The sequence below is a fragment of the Streptomyces olindensis genome (assembly GCF_040645895.1).
Classification (GTDB): Bacteria; Actinomycetota; Actinomycetes; order Streptomycetales; family Streptomycetaceae; genus Streptomyces; species Streptomyces olindensis.
In genome coordinates, this window is record NZ_JBEYZD010000002.1 from 194,710 (window position 1) to 214,429 (window position 19,720).

Annotated in this window: 14 protein-coding genes; 6 read left to right on the forward strand and 8 right to left on the reverse strand. The window is 72.3% G+C overall.

Annotated elements, in window-relative coordinates:
* Positions 1–68 precede the first annotated feature (68 nt).
* The gene (locus ABZ948_RS01975) at positions 69–2,168 is read right to left on the reverse strand and encodes a serine/threonine-protein kinase (RefSeq protein WP_359756353.1); all 2,100 of its coding nucleotides are present in this window, start codon (positions 2,166–2,168) and stop codon (positions 69–71) included.
* Between the two features lie 170 nt (positions 2,169–2,338).
* Between ABZ948_RS01975 and ABZ948_RS01980 the strand changes: the two genes are divergently transcribed.
* A complete protein-coding gene (locus ABZ948_RS01980; protein ID WP_359756354.1) occupies positions 2,339–3,382 on the forward strand; it encodes a serine hydrolase domain-containing protein in 1,044 nt (347 codons plus the stop codon).
* A gap of 123 nt (positions 3,383–3,505) precedes the next feature.
* On the opposite strand, the gene ABZ948_RS01985 is transcribed toward ABZ948_RS01980, so the two are convergent.
* On the reverse strand, positions 3,506–5,212 hold the full coding sequence (locus ABZ948_RS01985) for a glycerol-3-phosphate dehydrogenase/oxidase (RefSeq protein WP_359756356.1): 1,707 nt from the start codon (positions 5,210–5,212) through the stop codon (positions 3,506–3,508).
* 273 nt (positions 5,213–5,485) lie between these two features.
* Between ABZ948_RS01985 and ABZ948_RS01990 the strand changes: the two genes are divergently transcribed.
* Positions 5,486–6,694 (forward strand): nucleotide sugar dehydrogenase, encoded by a 1,209-nt coding sequence (locus ABZ948_RS01990; RefSeq protein ID WP_359756358.1) that lies wholly within the window; start codon positions 5,486–5,488, stop codon positions 6,692–6,694.
* A gap of 648 nt (positions 6,695–7,342) precedes the next feature.
* Here the strand turns inward: ABZ948_RS01990 and ABZ948_RS01995 are convergent.
* The 4 genes from ABZ948_RS01995 to ABZ948_RS02010 all read right to left on the reverse strand — a co-directional run bounded on the left by ABZ948_RS01995 (position 7,343) and on the right by ABZ948_RS02010 (position 12,008).
* Positions 7,343–8,467: a GuaB3 family IMP dehydrogenase-related protein gene (locus ABZ948_RS01995; protein WP_037766974.1), complete on the reverse strand. Its 1,125-nt coding sequence runs from the start codon at positions 8,465–8,467 to the stop codon at positions 7,343–7,345.
* A 116-nt stretch (positions 8,468–8,583) separates the two neighbouring features.
* Positions 8,584–10,086: an IMP dehydrogenase gene (gene guaB, locus ABZ948_RS02000; protein ID WP_359756360.1), complete on the reverse strand. Its 1,503-nt coding sequence runs from the start codon at positions 10,084–10,086 to the stop codon at positions 8,584–8,586.
* Positions 10,087–10,225: 139 nt separating this feature from the next.
* Positions 10,226–10,813 carry a sigma-70 family RNA polymerase sigma factor gene (locus ABZ948_RS02005; RefSeq protein ID WP_010036508.1) on the reverse strand — a complete coding sequence of 196 codons (588 nt, stop codon included), beginning with the start codon at positions 10,811–10,813 and terminating at the stop codon, positions 10,226–10,228.
* A gap of 583 nt (positions 10,814–11,396) precedes the next feature.
* Positions 11,397–12,008 (reverse strand): response regulator transcription factor, encoded by a 612-nt coding sequence (locus ABZ948_RS02010; RefSeq protein WP_003948568.1) that lies wholly within the window; start codon positions 12,006–12,008, stop codon positions 11,397–11,399.
* 380 nt (positions 12,009–12,388) lie between these two features.
* Here ABZ948_RS02010 and ABZ948_RS02015 point away from each other — a divergent pair, with 380 nt between their 5' ends.
* Positions 12,389–12,718, forward strand: a complete 330-nt coding sequence (locus ABZ948_RS02015; RefSeq protein WP_031119978.1) for a WhiB family transcriptional regulator — start codon at positions 12,389–12,391, stop codon at positions 12,716–12,718.
* 78 nt (positions 12,719–12,796) lie between these two features.
* On the opposite strand, the gene ABZ948_RS02020 is transcribed toward ABZ948_RS02015, so the two are convergent.
* Entirely contained in the window at positions 12,797–13,693 is an 897-nt protein-coding gene (locus ABZ948_RS02020) for a LysR family transcriptional regulator (protein WP_359756363.1), read from the reverse strand.
* 80 nt (positions 13,694–13,773) lie between these two features.
* Here ABZ948_RS02020 and ABZ948_RS02025 point away from each other — a divergent pair, with 80 nt between their 5' ends.
* Complete coding sequence (locus ABZ948_RS02025; protein WP_359756364.1) at positions 13,774–14,442, forward strand: MOSC domain-containing protein; 669 nt, start codon at positions 13,774–13,776, stop codon at positions 14,440–14,442.
* 94 nt (positions 14,443–14,536) lie between these two features.
* Positions 14,537–15,310 (forward strand): SDR family NAD(P)-dependent oxidoreductase, encoded by a 774-nt coding sequence (locus ABZ948_RS02030; protein ID WP_359756366.1) that lies wholly within the window; start codon positions 14,537–14,539, stop codon positions 15,308–15,310.
* Here the strand turns inward: ABZ948_RS02030 and ABZ948_RS02035 are convergent.
* Complete coding sequence (locus ABZ948_RS02035) at positions 15,279–18,827, reverse strand: hypothetical protein (RefSeq protein WP_359756368.1); 3,549 nt, start codon at positions 18,825–18,827, stop codon at positions 15,279–15,281. The two genes, ABZ948_RS02030 and ABZ948_RS02035, sit on opposite strands and share 32 nt — an antisense overlap.
* Positions 18,828–18,919: 92 nt before the next feature.
* Here ABZ948_RS02035 and ABZ948_RS02040 point away from each other — a divergent pair, with 92 nt between their 5' ends.
* Complete coding sequence (locus ABZ948_RS02040) at positions 18,920–19,627, forward strand: ester cyclase (protein WP_359756369.1); 708 nt, start codon at positions 18,920–18,922, stop codon at positions 19,625–19,627.
* Positions 19,628–19,720 lie beyond the last annotated feature (93 nt).

Here is a 19,720-nt window from a genome sequence, read left to right on the forward strand (position 1 = left end):
ACGTGCCGCAGGCAACCCGCATCGTGGGGATGCCAGATCTCACTCCCCAAACCCGGGGCGGCTCATGCTCAGGACTTGGGTTCGAAGGTCTTGGTCAGCGTCCGCCACGTCCCCTTGCGCAGCTCGCCGTCCCAGTCGGCCGCCTTCGCCGTGTACATCAGGGCGTACCCCTGCCGGTCGTCGACGACGAACCCGCGGTCGATGGTCCGGTACCGGGTGCCGCTCTCGACGTAGGTGAACTCCCAGTCGGCCGTGTTCCAGCCGCGGTAGTCCACCTGCTCTATTCGGATCTTCTTGTACTGGGCGCGCTGCATGTAGCGCTCCTGGTTCTTCCAGTCCGCCACCGGGTCGCCCTTGGGCGTGGACGTCCAGGCGATGAGCAGCTTCTGCCCGTCGGGCCCGGTGAACCGGTCCCCGGCCGCACCCGTGGAGCTGTACTTCCACCCCTTCGGCAGCCCGATCGAGTACCCCTGGTTCCCCTGATGGGTCGACACCTCCGAGGTGTCCCCGCCACCGGAGCCGCCCGAACCGGAACCGGCGCCGGCACCGGACGAGCCGCTCGGCGTGCTGTTCGAGGCGGACCCCGAGGGCGCGGGCTGGGTCGCCGCACCGTCCGTCCGCGTGCCGTCCTTCTCGTCGCCCTTGGTGTCGGCGCTGCCGGACGCGGTGGCGACGGTCTTGCCGCCGCTCCCGCCTGCCGCGCCCTTCGAGCCGTTGTCGTCCCCGCTGAGCGCTATGGCCAGGACGGTGCCGATCACAGCGAGCACCACGACCACCGCGATGATCATCAGCGTCCGCCGCGGCACCACGTCGGTGAGCGGCGCCCTGGGCGCGGGCCGGGGCGGCAGGTCCGGCGGCGTCATCACGGGCCACCCCGAACTCCGGCCGTCGGACGGCGTCTTCGCTCCCGGCACGCCCCGCTCGCCGGCCCCGGCCGCGGCATTCGAGGCCGCCGCCGCACCCGACCGCGCCCCGGACGCGCCCGCGGCCCCGCTCCGCGCCGCCCCGGCCTTCGAGCCCGATGAGCCCGATGAGCCCGACGAGCCCGAGCCCGACGAGCCCGAGCCCGAGCCCGAAGAGACAGGGCCGGAGGAGCCCGCGGCGGCCTCGGAGCCGGCGGATGCGGCGGCCGTTCCCGCCGCGGCCTTGCGCACGGAACGCAGCGCCCCGCGCAACCGCTCCCCGGCCTCCTCGCCCCGCTTGCCCGCGGAACCCGCCGAGCCCTTCCTGCCCGACGGGCCGCCCGGCTGCGCCGGCAGCGGCACGACCTTCGTCGCGTCCAGCGGCTCCGCCTCGGACGGCTCCGGCGCGTGGATGACCGCGTTCAGCAACGCCCGGGCACCCGCGTCGTCGAGCCGCTTGGCCGGGTCCTTGGTGAGCAGCCCGTGGATGACGTCCTTCAGCGGGCCCGCGTTCTTCGGCTCCTCCAGCGGCTCGGTCATCACGGCCGTGAGGGTCGCTATGGCCGACCCCTTGTCGTACGGCGGCGTGCCCTCCACCGCCGCGTAGAGCAACCCGCCGAGGGACCACAGGTCGGCCGCCGGGCCGGGCTTGTGCCCGCGCGCCCGCTCCGGGGAGATGTAGGAGGGCGCGCCGACGAGCATGCCGGTGGAGGTGATGGACGGGTCACCCTCGACCTGGGCGATGCCGAAGTCGGTGAGCACGACCCGGCCGTCCTCGGCGATCAGCACGTTCGACGGCTTCACGTCGCGGTGCAGGATGCCCTCGCGGTGCGCGGACCGCAGCACGTCCAGGACGGCGAGCCCGACCTCCGCGGCGCGCTTGGGCTCGAGGAGGCCGTCCTCCCGGATGACCTCGGCGAGGGACTTGCCCTCGACGAGTTCCATCACGATCCAGGGCCGGTCGTCCTCCTGGACCACGTCGAAGACGGTCACCGCGCTGTTGTTGCGGATCCGCGCGATCGCCTTGGCCTCGCGCAGCGTCCGCGTGATCAGCCGCCGCTTCTCCTCCTCGTCGATGTTCGACGGGAACCGCAGCTCCTTGACGGCGACCGTCCGCCCCAGCGTCTCGTCCTCGGCCCGCCAGACCGTGCCCATGCCGCCGCGGCCGAGCACCTTGCCCAGCCGGTAACGCCCCGCGAGGAGACGCTCCCTGTTGTCCTGACGAGTGTCCTGACGAGATGTGCCCGCCCGCTCCGCCTCCGACATGCGTCCCCTCATACAACCCGCCCTGACAGAGCCTCCATTGTCTCTCACCCGACAAGTGCCCAGCGCCCAGGGGGCCCCTGGCGGACACCCACCGGCCCGCCCGACCGGAACCCGGGTGCGGCCCACCGCGCGCCGCCTTGCATGATGGGCCCCGATCAGGGAGGAGCCGCATGCCGCCGTTTCGGACCCTGCTGGCCCTGCCTGCGGCCTTGGCCCTCCTCGGCCTGCCCCCGGCCGACTCCTCGGCCCTCTCGGCACCGCCCACGGACTCCGTGCTGCCGCTGCTGGTGACCGAGGGCAGAGCCCCCGCCGCGGCCCTGCTCGCCCGGGAGGGAGCCACCACCCGCTATGCCCACGCCGGGCCGGGAATCGCCCGGTCGGACCACTTCCGCGCGGGCAGCATCACCAAGACGTTCATCGCCACGGTCGTGCTGCAACTGGCCGCCGAGCACCGGCTGTCGCTGTCCGACACCGTGGAGCAGCACCTGCCGGGTCTGGTCCGGGGAGCGGGCAACGACGGCCGCGCGCTGACCCTGCGTTCCCTGCTCACCCACACCAGCGGCCTCTACGACTTCACCGCGGCCACCGACGGCACCACGCCCGTGACCGCCCGTCAGGCCCTGCGCATCGCACTCACCCACCCTCCGGCCGCACGCGGCCGCTTCTCCTACTCGAACACCAACTACGTCCTGCTCGGCCTGGTCATCCAGCAGGTCACCGGCCACCCGTACGCCGCCGAGGCCGAACGCCGCATCATCGCTCCACTGGGCCTGACAGGCACCTCCTTCCCCGGCTCCCGCTCCACGCTGCCCACTCCGCACGGCCACGCCTATGCCGCCGACGGAACCGACGTCACCTCTCTCGACCCGCGGGTGGCCGGAGCCGCGGGCGAGTTGGTGACCACGCTCGCCGATCTGGACACCTTCTACGGGGCCCTGCTCGGTGGACGGCTGCTGCCCCCGCGCTGGCTGCGCGAGATGCTCGACACCCGTGCCGCACACGGCGCGTACGGCATGGGGCTGTTCCCCGAGAAGCTTCCGTGCGGAACCACCGTGTGGGGGCACAACGGGCACATATCCGGCAGCTATGTGCGCACCGTCGCCAGTGCCGACGGCCGGCGTGTCCTCACCTTCCGCGTGAACACGGACGCGATCGCGGATCCCGGCCTCGAACCCGCGTTGCTCGCGGCCGAGTTCTGCCCCCGCACCTCGTAGAACGACCGGGTCCCGAACGAAGATCCCGCTTCCCTACACCCGTTCGAGTGACGCAGCGAGGCCGCGTCGGAGCCGCTGACGATCGTGCAGGGAACGAGCCGACAGGGCGGGCCCCGCAGCCGCCTACAAGGGCACGATGTCCGGCGCCCCCAGCCGCGCCGCGTCCGCCGTCAGGTCGTCCGGCTGCCGCTGCGACTCCCGCTCGGCCTCCACCCGCTTCTCGTAGTGCTGGACCTCGCGCTCGATCTGGTCCTTGTCCCAGCCGAGCACCGGCGCCATCAGCTCGGCGGCGTCACGCGCGCTGCGCGTGCCGCGGTCGAAGGTCTCGATCGAGATGCGCGTCCGCCGGGTCAGCACGTCGTCCAGATGCCGCGCCCCCTCGTGCGAGGCCGCGTAGACGATCTCGGCGCGCAGATAGTCGTCGGCCGCCGGCAGCGGCTCGCCCAGCGTCGGGTCCTCGGCGATGAGGTCGAGGAGTTCCTCGGCCATCGCCCCGTACCGGTTGAGCAGGTGCTCCACGCGCACCACGTGCAGTCCGGTCCGGGCGGCGATCCGGGCCCGCGCGTTCCACAGCGCCCGGTAGCCCTCGGCGCCGAGCAGCGGCACGTCCTCGGTGACGCACTCGGCGACGCGCATGTCGAGCCCGTGCACCGCCGCGTCCACCGCGTCCTTGGCCATGACCCGGTACGTCGTGTACTTGCCGCCCGCCACGACGACCAGCCCGGGTACCGGATGGGCGACGGTGTGCTCGCGCGACAGCTTGCTGGTGGCGTCCGACTCGCCCGCGAGCAGAGGCCGCAGGCCCGCGTACACGCCCTGGACGTCGTCCCTGGTGAGCGGCACCGCGAGGACCGAGTTCACATGCTCCAGCAGATAGTCGATGTCCGCGCTGGAGGCGGCCGGATGGGCCTTGTCCAGGTCCCAGTCGGTGTCCGTGGTGCCGACGATCCAGTGCCGGCCCCAGGGGATGACGAACAGCACGGACTTCTCCGTGCGCAGGATCAGCCCGGTCGTGGAGTGGATCCGGTCGCGCGGCACGACCAGGTGGATGCCCTTGGACGCCCGGACGTGGAACTGGCCGCGCTCCCCGACCATGGCCTGCGTGTCGTCCGTCCACACGCCGGTGGCGTTGACGACCTGCTTGGCGCGGATCTCGTACTCGCCGCCGCCTTCGACGTCCTGCACCCTGGCGCCGACGACCCGCTCGCCCTCGCGCAGGAAGCCCGTGACCCGCGCGCGGTTGGCGGCCCTCGCGCCGTACGCCACCGCCGTGCGCACCAGCGTCGCCACGTACCGGGCGTCGTCCATCTGGGCGTCGTAGTACTGCAACGCCCCGACCAGCGCGTCCTTCTTCAAGCAGGGCGCGACCCGCAGGGCGTGATTGCGCGTCAGGTGGCGGTGCATCGGCAGGCCCCGGCCGTGCCCGCGCGCCATGGACATGGCGTCGTACATCGCCACGCCCGACCCGGCGTACAGCCGCTCCCAGCCCTTGTGCTGCAACGGGTACAGGAACGGCACCGGCTTCACCAGGTGCGGGGCGAGCCGCTCCAGCAGCAGGCCGCGCTCCTTCAGGGCCTCGCGGACGAGCGCGAAGTCGAGCATCTCCAGATAGCGCAGGCCGCCGTGGATGAGCTTGCTGGACCGGCTGGAGGTGCCGGACGCCCAGTCCCGCGCCTCGACCAGGCCTGTGGACAGGCCCCTGGTCACGGCGTCGAGCGCGGTGCCCGCACCGACCACGCCTGCACCCACGACCAGCACGTCCAGCTCGCGCTCGGCCATCGATGCGAGTGACTCGGCGCGCTGCGCCGGCCCGAGTGTCGCTGTCCTCACCGCTGCCTCCCGCTCATCGGTCGTGCCGGCCGCACCCTTCGGGCACAGCCCCGTCCGTCTCCCCCCATGCCCAAATTCTGACCGGGTTGCCCGACTTCAGCCACCACGGGCCCTCAGCCTGTGGACAACGGTCACGGAACACTCACCGAAACTCGGCCAGCCAATCCCGCATATCGGTCATATTTACTCCTAGTCTGACATTGCGCTCGCCCGTCCTGTCCACAGGGCTTGCGCACCTGTCCCACTTCGGCTATCGGGAAGGACGGCCACGCCATGCCCGCAGATCTCGCCGTCATCGGACTCGGCCCGTACGGCCTGCCCCTGGCCCAGGCCGCCGTCGCCGCCGGCATCCCCACCCTGGGGTACCGGACCGGCCCCGAGGCCGGCTCGCTCAGCCCCGCCGAACTGCGCCGGATGCTCTCGGGGGGCTTCCGGCCGACCACCGTCCCGGCCGAGCTGGGCCGGGTGCGCACGGCGGTCATCTGCGCGCCGACCCCGCCGGGTGCGGACGGCGACCTGGACCTGAGCCGCCTGGAGGCCGCCGCCCGGACCCTGGCCGGGCACCTGCGTCCGCACACCACCGTGATCCTTGAGTCCCCTGTGTACCCGGGGACGACGGAGGAATTCCTCCGTCCGCTGCTCGAGGAGGGTTCCGGCCTGCGCGCGGGCCGTGACTTCCACCTCGCGTACTCCCCCAGCCGCGTCGATCCCGGCAACCGCGACGTCACGCCCGCCACCACCCCGAAGGTCATCGGCGGCCTCACCCCGGCCTGCACGGAGTCGGCCGCCGCGTTCTACGGCAGGCTGACCGACAAGGTGGTACGCGCGCGTGGACCCAGGGAAGCGGAGACCGTGCAGCTCCTGGAGACCAACTACCGGCATGTGAACATCGCCCTCGTCAACGAGATGGCGGTCCTCTGCCACGACCTGGGCGTCGACCTGTGGGACGTCATCCGCTGCGCGGAGACCAAGCCGTTCGGCTTCCAGGCCTTCCGCCCCGGCCCCGGCGTGGGCGGCCACTCGGCCCCACAGGACCTGACCGCGCACGGCGGCCGCGGTCTGCGCATGGTGGAGCTGGCCCAACAGGTCAACAGCCGCATGCCCGGCTACGTCGTCCAGCGCGCGGCCACGCTCCTGAACGAACACGGCAAGTCGGCCCGGGGCGCGCGCGTGCTGCTCCTCGGCGTCACCTACAAGCCCGACCTCGCCGACCTGGAGGGCACCCCGGCCCAGGAGATCGCCCTGCGCCTGATGGAGCTGGGTGCCTCGGTCAGCTACCACGACCCCCACGTCCCCGCCTGGAGCGTCCTCGACCGCCCTGTCCCCCGCGCGGACTCCCTCTACGAGGCCGCCGCCGACGCGGACCTGACCATCCTGCTCCAGCAGCACCGCACGTACGACCTCCAGGGCCTGTCGGTGAAGGCCCAGCTGCTGCTGGACACGCGGGGTGCGGCGCCCATGGGGGCGGCGCATCGGTTGTGAAGGGGGGCGCGTGAGGTGCGTGAACCCCGGGGGCTGGTGGCATGCGGCGCACAGCGCGGGTACCTTACGGAAACAGGTGGAGCCCACCGCAGGGGCTACTGCGGCAGGCTCCTGGATGGATCACGGAGTGTCCGCCCCTAGTCCTCTTGGGGGCGGCCGGTCACCATCCGAAGCAAGGTGGAGCCCACCGCAGTGGCCTCTGCGGCAGGCTCCAGGATGGATCACGGAGTGTCCGCCCCTAGGTTCCTTGGGGGCGGCCGCTCACCATCCGAAAATCCGCAAGATCCACCTCCTCCGGCACTGCACCATCCGAAGACGGAGTCGGTCCCAGCGGGTGGGCTTGCGGTGGCGTCCCATGGGCGCCCCCTTCCACGACGCCGCCCATTGACCCGGTAGACGGCACGTCGGAATCGGGCCGGGCCCCGAGGGGCCGGGGTCCGGAACCGTGTCCTTGGAAGGGGGCACCCAGAAGAACCTGGGCGCCGATCACGGACACTAGCGCCTCGAAACCGCCCTCCACGGGGCCGAACGGCCCGAAGGCACCCGTGCGCCCCCCTTCGGCAACACGCGCCCCACCCAAGGCAGTTGGGCATGCAAAAGGGCCCAGCCGCTCCCCCGAGTGACCAGGCCCTCTCAGCGTCGGACCGATTACCGCCGGTGCTGGGAGTCCGCCACCGTCACCTCGACCCGCTGGAACTCCTTGAGCTCGCTGTAGCCGGTCGTGGCCATCGCCCGCCGGAGCGCGCCGAAGAGGTTCATCGAACCGTCGGGCGTGTGGGACGGGCCCGTGAGGATCTCCTCCAGCGTGCCGACCGTGCCGAGGGCGACCTTCTTGCCGCGGGGCAGCTCCTCGTTCACGGCCTCCATGCCCCAGTGGTGGCCCTTGCCCGGGCCGTCCGTCGCACGGGCCAGCGGGGAGCCCATCATCACCGCGTCCGCGCCGCAGGCGATCGCCTTCGGCAGGTCGCCGGACCAGCCGACCCCGCCGTCCGCGATCACGTGCACGTACCGGCCGCCCGACTCGTCCATGTAGTCGCGGCGCGCCGCGGCCACGTCGGCGACCGCCGTCGCCATGGGGACCTGGATGCCGAGCACATTGCGCGTGGTGTGCGCGGCGCCGCCGCCGAAGCCGACCAGCACGCCGGCCGCGCCGGTGCGCATCAGGTGCAGGGCCGCGGTGTACGTGGCGCAGCCGCCGACGATCACCGGGACGTCCAGTTCGTAGATGAACTGCTTCAGGTTCAGCGGCTCGTGCGAGCCGGAGACGTGCTCCGCGGAGACCGTCGTACCGCGGATGACGAAGATGTCCACGCCCGCGTCCACGACCGCCTTGGAGAACTGGGCGGTGCGCTGCGGGGAGAGCGCGGCGGCGGTGACGACGCCGGAGTCGCGCACCTCCTTGATGCGCTGCCCGATCAGCTCCTCCTTGATGGGGGCCGCGTAGATCTCCTGCAGGCGCCGGGTCGCCGCCTCGGCGGGCAGCTCGGTGATCTCGTCGAGCAGCGGCTGCGGGTCCTCGTACCGCGTCCACAGGCCCTCGAGGTTCAGCACGCCGAGGCCGCCGAGCTCGCCGATGCGGATGGCGGTGGCCGGGGAGACGACCGAGTCCATGGGGGCGGCCAGGAACGGCAGCTCGAAGCGGTAGGCGTCGATCTGCCAGGCGATCGAGACCTCCTTCGGGTCCCGGGTACGGCGGCTGGGGACGACGGCGATGTCGTCGAAGGCGTACGCCCGGCGGCCGCGCTTGCCGCGCCCGATCTCGATCTCAGTCACGTCTGTGGCCTTTCCCTGATGCGTTTCAGCGTCTTCCAGTATCGCCGACGGGTACGACGAGGGCGGCCCCGGATGCTCCGGGACCGCCCTCGGTACGCATCACGCCCGCGTGCGTGTCACTTGGTGCTGTAGTTCGGCGCCTCGACCGTCATCTGGATGTCGTGCGGGTGGCTCTCCTTGAGGCCCGCGGAGGTGATCCGGACGAAGCGGCCCTTGGACTCCATCTCCTCAATGGTGGCGGCGCCCACGTAGCCCATGGTCTGGCGCAGACCGCCGACGAGCTGGTGCAGCACGTTGGCCAGCGGGCCGCGGTAGGGCACCTGGCCCTCGACGCCCTCGGGCACGAGCTTGTCGTCGGAGGCGACCTCCGCCTGGAAGTAGCGGTCCTTCGAATACGACCGGCCCTGGCCGCGGGACTGCATGGCACCGAGCGAGCCCATGCCGCGGTACGACTTGAACTGCTTGCCGTTGATGAAGAGCAGCTCGCCCGGCGACTCCTCACAGCCCGCGAGCAGGCTGCCCAGCATGACCGTGTCGGCGCCGGCGGCGAGCGCCTTGCCGATGTCGCCGGAGTACTGCAGGCCGCCGTCGCCGATCAGCGGGATGCCCGCCGGACGGGCGGCGAGGGACGCCTCGTAGATGGCGGTGACCTGGGGGACGCCGATGCCGGCGACCACGCGGGTCGTGCAGATCGAGCCGGGGCCCACGCCCACCTTGATGCCGTCGACACCGGCGTCGATGAGGGCCTGCGCGCCGTCGCGCGTGGCGACGTTGCCGCCGATCACGTCGACGTTCACGCTCGACTTGATCTTCGACATCCAGCTGAGGGCGTTGCTGTTGTGGCCGTGGGAGGTGTCGACGACCAGGAAGTCCACCCCGGCCGCGGCGAGGGCCTGGGCGCGCTCCATGGCCTCGGGGCTGGCGCCCACCGCGGCACCGACGAGCAGCCGGCCCTCGGCGTCCTTGGCGGCGTTCGGGTACTTCTCCGCCTTGACGAAGTCCTTGACGGTGATGAGGCCCTTGAGGACGCCCGCGTCGTCGACCAGCGGCAGCTTCTCGATCTTGTGCTTGCGCAGCAGCTCCATGGCCTCGACGCCGGAGATGCCGACCTTGCCGGTGACCAGCGGCATCGGGGTCATGACCTCGCGCACCTGACGGGAGCGGTCCGTCTCGAAGGCCATGTCGCGGTTGGTGACGATGCCGAGCAGCTTGCCGGCCGGGTCGGTGACCGGGACACCGCTGATGCGGAACTTGGCGCACAGGGCGTCCGCCTCGGCGAGCGTGGCCTCCGGGTGCACCGTGATGGGGTCGGTGACCATGCCGGACTCGGACCGCTTCACCAGGTCGACCTGGTTGACCTGGTCCTCCACGGACAGGTTGCGGTGCAGGACGCCGACGCCGCCCAGCCGGGCCATCGCGATCGCCATGCGCGACTCGGTGACCTTGTCCATGGCGGCGGACAGCAGGGGGATGTTCACCCGGACGTTGCGGGAGATGCGGGACGAGGTGTCGACCGCGCCCGGCAGCACCTCGGATGCGCCCGGCAGCAGCAGCACGTCGTCGTAGGTCAGCCCGAGTGTCGCGAATTTACCGGGCACTCCGTCGACGTTGGCAGTCATGACACCTTCCCCAAATGGCCTTGATCGGTGCGGATGTCCATGCTAACGGGAAGGACGGCTGTCTCATTCCACGGTTCCGGCCCGCACCGGGCTTCGTATGTTCCTACGGAAGCGGCGCACCGCCTGTTCAATGAAGGGGCTACTGCTCGGCCAACGCCCGCAGCCGGCTCAGTGCCCTGTGCTGCGCCACCCGGACCGCGCCGGGTGACATTCCCAACATCTGGCCCGTCTCCTCGGCCGTGAGCCCCACCGCGATCCGCAGCAGCAGCAGCTCCCGCTGGTTCTCGGGCAGGTTGGCCAGGAGTTTCTTGGCCCACTCCGCGTCGCTGCTGAGCAGGGCGCGCTCCTCCGGGCCGAGGGAGTCGTCCGGCCGCTCGGGCATCTCGTCGGACGGGACGGCCGTCGAGCCGGGGTGACGCATCGCCGCGCGCTGCAGGTCGGCGACCTTGTGGGCGGCGATGGCGAAGACGAATGCCTCGAAGGGGCGCCCGGTGTCCCGGTAGCGGGGCAGTGCGAGGAGCACCGCCACGCAGACCTCCTGGGCGAGGTCCTCCACGAAGTGCCGGGCGTCGCCCGGGAGGCGGGACAGGCGGGTGCGGCAGTAGCGCAGCGCAAGGGGGTGGACATGGGCGAGCAGATCATGCGTGGCCTGCTCGTCCCCGTCGACGGCGCGGTGGACGAGCGCGCCGATCGCCCCTTGGGCATTGACCGCCTCGTCGTCGCGCATCGGTCCATGGTGCCTTGCGGCCGCCGGGTCCGTGGCACCGCGCCCGTTGTTGTGCACCGAAGCGTTATGAGCAGGTGCGCCGGAACTCATCCCCTGCGCCCTCCCCTTCCGCTCGACCGACTCGTCCCCGAGGAACTCCACACCCTCAAGGATGCGGCATCCGCGGCGAAACGAGCAGCGGGCACCCGGCGGACTCCCGGTCCGACCCCGCCCACCTGGCGTTCCGTGCCCTCACCGGGACCGCCACGACCTGCGCGGTCGCCCCTGGGAGGCGTCCGCGATGTCGCGTCGGCCACCCGAAGGGCTGGGCGAGAGGGCGGGGCAGGCGTCGCGGGGCAGGCGCGACGTCGCGGGCGCGCCCCAGGACCTGCCGTTCGGATCATCCCGGGGGCGTGGGTCGTCAGCCGCACCCTCCCGAGCTCTCGACCTCGCCCGGGCGGGGACGGGACCCCACCGGCGGTGTCGTCGGCCGCCGGCTTCCGCACGCGCGCGTACGGCTCGCGCGGGGGCATCCGCGTGCCCCCGCTCTCCGGCCCACGCCGGATGCCGCGCGTCAAAGCCGGCCCGATCCGAACGACAGGCCCTAGCGCACCAGACCCCACCGGAAGCCGAGCGCCACGGCGTGGGCCCGGTCCGAGGCGCCGAGCTTCTTGAACAGGCGCCGGGCGTGCGTCTTGACGGTGTCCTCGGAGAGGAACAGCTCGCGGCCGATCTCCGCGTTCGAACGGCCGTGACTCATGCCTTCGAGGACCTGGATCTCACGCGCCGTGAGCGTGGGCGCGGCGCCCATCTCGGCCGAGCGCAGCCGGCGCGGGGCGAGCCGCCAGGTCGGGTCGGCCAGGGCCTGCGTCACCGTCGCGCGGAGCTCCGCGCGGGAGGCGTCCTTGTGCAGGTAGCCGCGGGCACCGGCGGCGACGGCGAGCGCCACACCGTCCAGATCCTCGGCGACGGTGAGCATGATGATGCGCGCACCGGGGTCGGCGGACAGCAGCCGCCGGACCGTCTCGACGCCGCCCAGTCCGGGCATGCGTACGTCCATCAGAATCAGGTCCGAGCGGTCGGCCCCCCAGCGGCGGAGGACTTCCTCGCCGTTGGCCGCCGTCGTCACGCGCTCGACACCGGGCACGGTCGCGACCGCGCGGCGGAGCGCCTCTCGGGCAAGCGGGGAGTCGTCGCAGACGAGGACGGAAGTCATGGCCGCCCTCCGCAGCTGATGCGCGTCACCTTGAGCCTCCAGGCTGGTACGAAATCGTCACCTGTGCGGTCGACCGTCTCGGACGCCCGCCCGAGCGCTTGTTCCTTCAACCGCCTCGCACTCTCAACGACGGTCACTCGAAAGAGTTACGGGGGCGGCTGCCATCTTCGGCACTCTACGTGAGGGGGCGGACACGGTGCAGACATGCGCAACAGACCCTCGAACTTTCATCACAACCTATGCCCCATTCAGACCCATTTCTTCCGCTTTGGCAGTGTCTGGAGCTAGATTCGCAATGAGTCATATTTTCATCTCCTTAGATCGTAGTTGTACGGTCATGGACACCGGATCCGCCAAGAACGGCTACAAGGGGTCACGTAATGGCAGATTTCTCCCGCCTTCCCGGACCGAACGCGGACCTGTGGGACTGGCAGCTGCTGGCTGCCTGTCGCGGGGTGGACAGCTCGCTCTTCTTCCATCCGGAGGGCGAGCGCGGTGCGGCGCGGAGTGCTCGCGAGAACTCGGCCAAAGAGGTCTGCATGAGGTGCCCGGTGCGTGCCGAGTGCGCTGCCCACGCGCTGGCGGTGCGTGAGCCGTACGGCGTGTGGGGCGGACTGACCGAGGACGAGCGCGAAGAGCTGATGGGGCGGGCACGCAACCGGCTGGTGTCGGCGTCGACATCCGGCGGGCACGCCGCCTCGAACAACTGAAGGAACGTTTCTGCGAGAGGCACGCGCACGCGTGCCCTTGGTTTTTGGCGTGTGGTTCTCGGCGTGGCCGAGCCGCTGCTAGCGGCGGGCGGCCCGGGCCAGCTGGTCGAGGGTGGCCGACACCGCCGGGACCTGCGCGAGGTCGGGCAGGGTGAGCGCGACGATCTCCCGTCGCACCGCCGGCTCCAGCGTCACCGTGCGTGCTCCCCGGGGCCGTACCGACTCGACGGCCAGCTGGGGCAGCACGGCCACCCCGAGTCCGGCCCCGACCAGGCCGACGACCGCCGGGTAGTCGTCGGTGGCGAAGTCGATGCGCGGGGTGAACCCGGCCGCCGCGCACACCTCGACCAGCTGGCCCCGGCAGCGCGGGCAGCCCGCGATCCACGACTCCTCGGCCAGTTCCCCGATGGCGACGGACTCCGCGCCCGCCAGCCGATGCCGTTCCGGCACGAGCGCGACGAGCCGGTCGGTCAGCAGGGGCCGTACGACGAGGTCGTCCCACTCACCGGCGCCCGCCGCCCCCTCGTAGCGGAAGGCGAGGGCCACGTCGCAGTCGCCCTCGCGCAGGAGGCCGACCGACGCGGGGGGCTCGGCCTCCTCCAGGGAGACGCGGGTGCCGGGGTGGGCCGCGCGCAGGGCGGCGAGAGCGGTGGGCACGAGCGTGGAGCTGCCGCTGGGGAAGGAGACGAGCCGGACCCGGCCCGCGCGCAGCCCGGCGATGGCGGCGACCTCCTCCTCGGCGGCCGTGAGCCCGGCGAGGATCCCGGCGGCGTGCCGGACCAGGGCCTCGCCGGCCTGGGTCAGGCGCATCTCGCGTCCGGTGCGGATCAGCAGAGGGGTGCCGACGGACGTTTCGAGGGCCTTCATCTGCTGGCTGACGGCGGGCTGGGTGCAGCCCAGCTCGCGGCCCGCGGCGGAGAAGGAGCCGGTGGCCGCGACGGCGCGCAGGACGCGGAGGTGACGAGCTTCGATCACCCTTCGAGGATAAGTGACCCTTTGGCGCTGTTCCGAATAATGCGTCGACGCTTTGAGGTCGGGTCCCTTACCGTGCGGGCATGAAGCTTCTGTCGGTGAATCTGGGCCGTGCCAAGCCTGTGCCGTACACGGACAACCCCGAGGGTGTGACCGGGATCGACAAGCAGCCGGTGGCAGGGCCCGTGCGGGTGTCGGCGCCCGGGCCCAAGGGCATCGGCGGCAGCGGACTGGCCGGGGACGCGGTGTGCAAGCTGGAGCACCACGGCGGCGACGACCAGGCGGTGTACGCGATGGCCCGCGAGGACCTGGACGAGTGGGAACGCGAGCTGGGCCGGACCCTGGCCGACGGCGCGTTCGGCGAGAACCTCACGACGTCGGGCCTGGACGTGTCCGGCGCGCGGATCGGCGAGCGCTGGCGCATCGGGCCCGAGGTGGTGCTGGAGGTGACCTCCGGGCGGATCCCGTGCCGCACGTTCCAGGGCCATCTGGGTGAGAAGGGCTGGGTGAAGCGGTTCACGCAGCGGGGTGCGCCGGGGGCGTACCTGCGGGTGATCGAGCCCGGGGAGATCCGCGCGGGCGACCCGGTCGAGATCGTGCACCGTCCCGACCACGACGTGACGGTGGCCCTGCAGTTCCGGGCGGTGACGACGGAGCGGACGCTGCTGCCGCGGCTGCTGGCGGCGGGCGAGGCGCTGCACCCGGAGCTGCTGAGGACGGCACGGGAGTACGAGGAGAAGTACGGGGCCTGACGGCGGCTCACCACGCCGGTCTCCACCGACCCTTCACCACGGACGGCCCCGCGGGGAAGCGGACCTGCACAGTCCAGGTCACTAACCTTCTGCCATGACAACGGCTCTGATTACGGGATCGACGGCAGGCATCGGGGCCGCGTTCGCGCGGCGACTGGCGGCCGACGGGCACAACCTGGTGCTGGTCGCCCGCGACACCAAGCGGCTGAGGGAACAGGCGACCGAGCTGCACGACCGGCACGGCATCGAGGCGGAGGTGCTGACGGCCGACCTCGCCGAGAACAAGGGCATCGAGGCGGTGGCCGACCGCCTGGGCGACCGCAGGAACCCCGTCGACCTGCTGGTCAACAACGCCGGCTTCGGCAACAAGGGCCGTTATCTCGAGGTCCCCATGGCCGACGAGCTGCGGATGCTGAAGGTGCACTGCGAGGCGGTGCTGCGATTGACGTCGGCGGCGACGGAGGCCATGCGGGAGCGGGGCCGCGGCGGTGTCGTCAATGTCGCCTCGGTGGCCGCGTTCGTCCCGCGGGGCACCTACGGCGCCTCCAAGGCCTGGGTCGTGCAGTTCACCCAGGGCGCGGCCCGCGACCTGGCCGGCAGCGGCGTACGGCTGATGGCGCTCTGCCCCGGTTTCGTGCGCACGGAGTTCCACGAGCGGGCCGGCATGGGCACGGACAACATCCCGGGCTGGATGTGGCTCGACGCGGACAAGCTGGTCGCGGCGGCGCTGCACGACCTGGCGCGCGGCAAGACGCTGTCCATCCCGGACCCGCGGTACAAGGCCCTGATGGGGGCGGCGAAGCTGGTGCCGCGGGGGGTGCTGGGGGCGGTCTCCTCTAAGACGGGGCGGAAGTACGGGCCGCAGTAGGCCGGTCGTGGCGCGTCGACCGGCCGAGGACGTCGACGATCAGGGGTACGGCGTCGGGCTCCAGGCGGGCGATGGCCGGCAGTACTTCCTGGAGGGTCTCGTGCCGCAGGGCCCGGGCGACCAGCGCGCGACCGAGGTCGGGCTCGACCACGGGGGCGAGCGCCACCCATGCGCGGACGAGAACGGAGGCCGGTGCGTCCGCGTGCCGGGCGTCGGCCACGTCGAGAGCGCGAGCCAGTTCCTCGGCACGGGCGGGCTGGCCGGCTTCCACCAGCAGCATGACCAGAACTGCCTGGTTCCGTTCCCAGCCCGGGCGGCGGGTCAGTTCCCTTGCGCGCTCGTACTCCCCGGTCTCCACCAGCGCACGGACGACCGCCACGTCGAAGCCCGGCGGGCCGTCGCCGAGCCGGGCCAGCAGTCGCTCCCCCTCCTCGGTCCTGCCGAGCGTGAAGTAGGCGCGGAGGAGGTCGGGCACCACCCAGAGCGAATGCCGCTCGCCGGGGGACACGGCTTCCGCGAAGGTGTCCTCGGCCGCCTGCCGGTCGCCCGCGGCGGCGAGAGCCACCGCGATCCGGGCCAGGCAACGCGCGCGGAGACCGGCGTCCGTCAGATCGCGGGCGAGTGAGACGGCCCGTTCCACCGCCCCGGCGTCGGCCAGTGCGACGGCGATCTCGGCGCGCGGGTGAGCGCGCATGCGTTCGTCCAGACCCGCCACGAAGGCGAGGGCCCGGTCGAACTCCTTCGCCGCGCACAGCCGCTCGATCAGGGGCGTGAGCGCGAAGGCACCGCCGGGACGGTGGCCCAGTGCACGGACCAGGTGCTCGGCGTCGTCGAATCGACCGGCGTGCGCCAGCGCCTGGGCCATCCATCCCGCCCAGACCTGCTCACCCGGGTCGTCGGGGTCCACCAGGGCGGGTACGCCCACCCGGTCCAGCACGGCCCGTGCGGCGTCAACGAGCCCTGCCTCGGCGAGCATGATCGCGGTGTGTGCCGGGTGGAGACTTCCGCCCCGCCCGGAGCGCCGGATCTCGGCCTCCGCCCGGGCGACCAGCTCGGCCAGCTCGTCGGGAGCGCGGCCGGACACCAGGGCGCCGCGTACGAGCGCTTCGTGGCCGTCGGTCGAGCCGAGCGACCTCGCCATCTCGAAAGCCCGGTCCAGCTCACCCGCCGCGGCCCGCCCTTCGATCACGCCGCAGAGCGCGGGCGCGCCGGGCTCCGTCGCCGTGTCCTCGTCGGCCAGCCGCTCCGCGCGGTCCGTCTCCCCCGCCAGGACCAGCGCGTCGACGACGGCGCGCACGGCCGTGTCCCGGGCCTCCTCGTCGGCGAGGCCGAGGGCCAGCCTCTCGGCCTCCTCGTGGGCCCCCGCCTCCGCCAGGCCCTCCACGATCGCCGGCACCACGCCCGAGCGCACGGTCGGGTGCTCGATCCGCTCGGCCAGTGCTTCCGCGCGAGCCCCGTCACCCGTCGCCGCCAAGGCCCGTACGACCCGTCGCAACGCCCATCCGCGCGGGGCGGCGGCGTCGTGCAGCAGGGCGGCACGCTCCGCCCGGTCGAACTCGCCGAGATCCGCGAGCGTCTCGACGACCTCGACGAGCAGGTCGGACGGGATCAGTGCGGTCTCGACCGCCGTGAGGAGAGCCTCGGCCTCGCCTTCCCGCCCGGTCCGTCGCAGCGCTCCGGCGATCCTTGCCAGCACCAGGGGCCGTGCCGCGTGGTCCGCCTGCTGAGCCAGCGCCTTCGCCCGGTCGAGGTGGCCCGCCTCCGTCAGAGCCGCTGCCGCCGCCGCGAGACCGAGGCCCCGTACCTGGTCATGATCCTGCCGACGGCACAGCTCCCCGGCCCGGTCGAAGGCCCCGGCGGCCACCAGGGACCGGGCGAGGTCGACCACCAGGCCCATGCGCAGGTCGATCCCGGCCACCGCGGTGACGAGGCGTTCGGCACGATCGAACAGCCCGGCCTTCGCCCAGCCGCGGCTCACCTCCACGAGGGCGTGGTCCCGCCCCTCGTCGACGTCGTAGTCGAACGCGTACCGCTCGGCCGACTGCTCCGCCTCCTCCAGCAACCGCACGGCCTCGGCAGGCTCACCGGCGTCCAGCACCACCGCCGCGACATCGGCCAGCGCCAGGGCCCTCCAGTCGAGACTCGGGATGCTGCGGGCGAGCGCCTCCGCACGGTGCACCCGGCCGAGCACGGCCCAGGCCCGGGGGAAGGTGCGGGTGACGGTGTCGTTGCGGTGCTCCAGTTCCTCCCGTCTCAGCGCGAGCCGGACCAGGTCCGTCAGGTCGGGTACGCCCGCGTCGGCCACCATGTCCTCGGCGTTGCGTATCTCGGCGAGCGCCGCCGCGTCGCCGCCGGTGACATCGAGCATCCGGTCGTGGCGCACCGCGTCCACGGCGCAGTCGACCGCACGCCGCAGGTCCCGCGCCGCGCGCAGCAGCCCGAAGTAGCCCGACAGCAGGTAGCCCGGCGTTCCGTCCGGCCATCCCCGGTCCCGCCAGGTGTCCGCCCAGGCGTGCAACCGCGCCCGGTGGCGGTCGAGTTCCGCGGTGCCGAGCATGTCCAGCGCCCGGCGCTGCAACTCCTCGTGAGCGAGGAGGTAGACGTCCAGCCGGACGTCGAACGTCCGCCCCGCCCGGGTCCGCAGCACATCCCGCACCCGGTACGGGACCGCCCCGGTCAGCGCGGACAGGTCCTCGGCCGTCAGGCCGCCGTTCGCCGCCGTCACCAGCGCCAGCAGGTCGTACTCCAGGCCGCCGTCCTCGATCAGGCGCTTCAGTTCGCGTTCCGCCTCGGCGCGGATCGTCTGGGCGTACGGGGAGGGGGCGAGCACGCGGACGATCGCGGGGTCGTGCAGGGGGTGGTCCTCCGGCACGTCGACCGGCGGCGGCGGGTTCAGCCGGCCCGCCACCAGGACGCGCATGCCGGACTCCGGGCGGGCGGGCAGCAGGCTCGCGATGCTGTGGGCTTCGGGGCCGGTCGTGACGCCGCGGTCCTCGTCCAGGCCGTCGAGCAGGAGGACCAGGCGCTCGCCGCGTTCGGCGCAGACACGGGCGGCCGCCCCGTACAGGTACAGGAGGTGGGCTTCGCCGGTCGCCTCGGTCAGATGCGCGGGCAGGTCCTCGCCGGCGAGTTCGGCGAGCTGTTCCAGGACGACGTCGACGTAGGCCACGACGTCGTTCTGGGCTCCCAGGCGGGCCGTGACGAAGAAGGGCACGATCCTGAGGCCCTGGGGCGGGTTCAGCGCGAACCACGACAGCAGCGCCGTCTTGCCCGCCCACGCCTCCGCGCGCCACCAGGCGTACGCCGGGCCGGAGTCGGCGGTGCAGAAGGCCCTCAGCTCGGCGAGTTCCCGCTCGCGGCCGACCAGTTCGGCGGGGGCGATCCTGCGGACCTGCTCCCAGTACGCCGAGCGCACCTGCCGGGTGAAGAGGAGGCGGTTGTGGTCGCCTGTGACGGCCACCCCGACGTCCCGCCCCGCGGCCACCGACCGTTCCGACCGCTTCCCCCACCACAGCATGCCGTCATGATGCCAAGCCAAGAGGCGACGAAGGGGTCTCGTTGCGACAATGGTGCTGTTCAGCCGGACCCAGGGGGGCCGGAGGCGAGGCCATGACCTTCGTACAGCTCATCGAATGCAGGACCAGCCGGCTCGACGAGATGAACCGGCTGATGGACCGGTGGGTCGAGCAGACCAAGGGGAAGCGGACCGCGACGCACAGTGTGGTGGCGAAGGACCGGGCCGACGCCTCGCACATCGTGGAGATCGTGGAGTTCCCGTCGTACGAGGAGGCGATGCGGAACTCCGGGCTGCCGGAGACCGACCGGATCTTCCAGGAGATGGTGGCGCTCTGCGACGAGGAGCCCACCTTCACCGATCTGGACGTGGTGCGGGACGAGCAGCTCAACGCGGCCACCGCGCGCAGGTTCTTCGAGCTGGCGCCCGGGCAGGGCGACGCGCCCCCGTTCAACGACGTGTTCATCGAGGACTACCACGACCACGACCCCGCCAATGTGCAGGACGTCATCGGGCTGGACGCGGTGCGGCGCGAGCTGGAGGTCTGGCGGGGCGGGTTCGACTTCTCGTTCACGATCGACGACCAGGTGGCGCAGGGTGACCGGGTGTGCACCCGGTGGACCTGGCGGGGCCACCACAGGGGCGACTTCCTCGGGATCCCGCCGACCGGGAAGGACGTCACCATGACCGGGACGACCGTCCACCGCTGCACGCCGGACGGGAAGATCGCCGAGGGCTGGTGGCAGTACGACCGGCTGGGGCTGATGCAGCAGCTCGGGGCGCTGGACCCGCTGGAGCTGTGACAGCGGCCGCACACCCCGCCCCACACAGCCGCACACACGGGAAGCCCCCGTTCCGCGCGAGGCGGGACGGGGGCTTCCGGCAGAGGTCGGTGC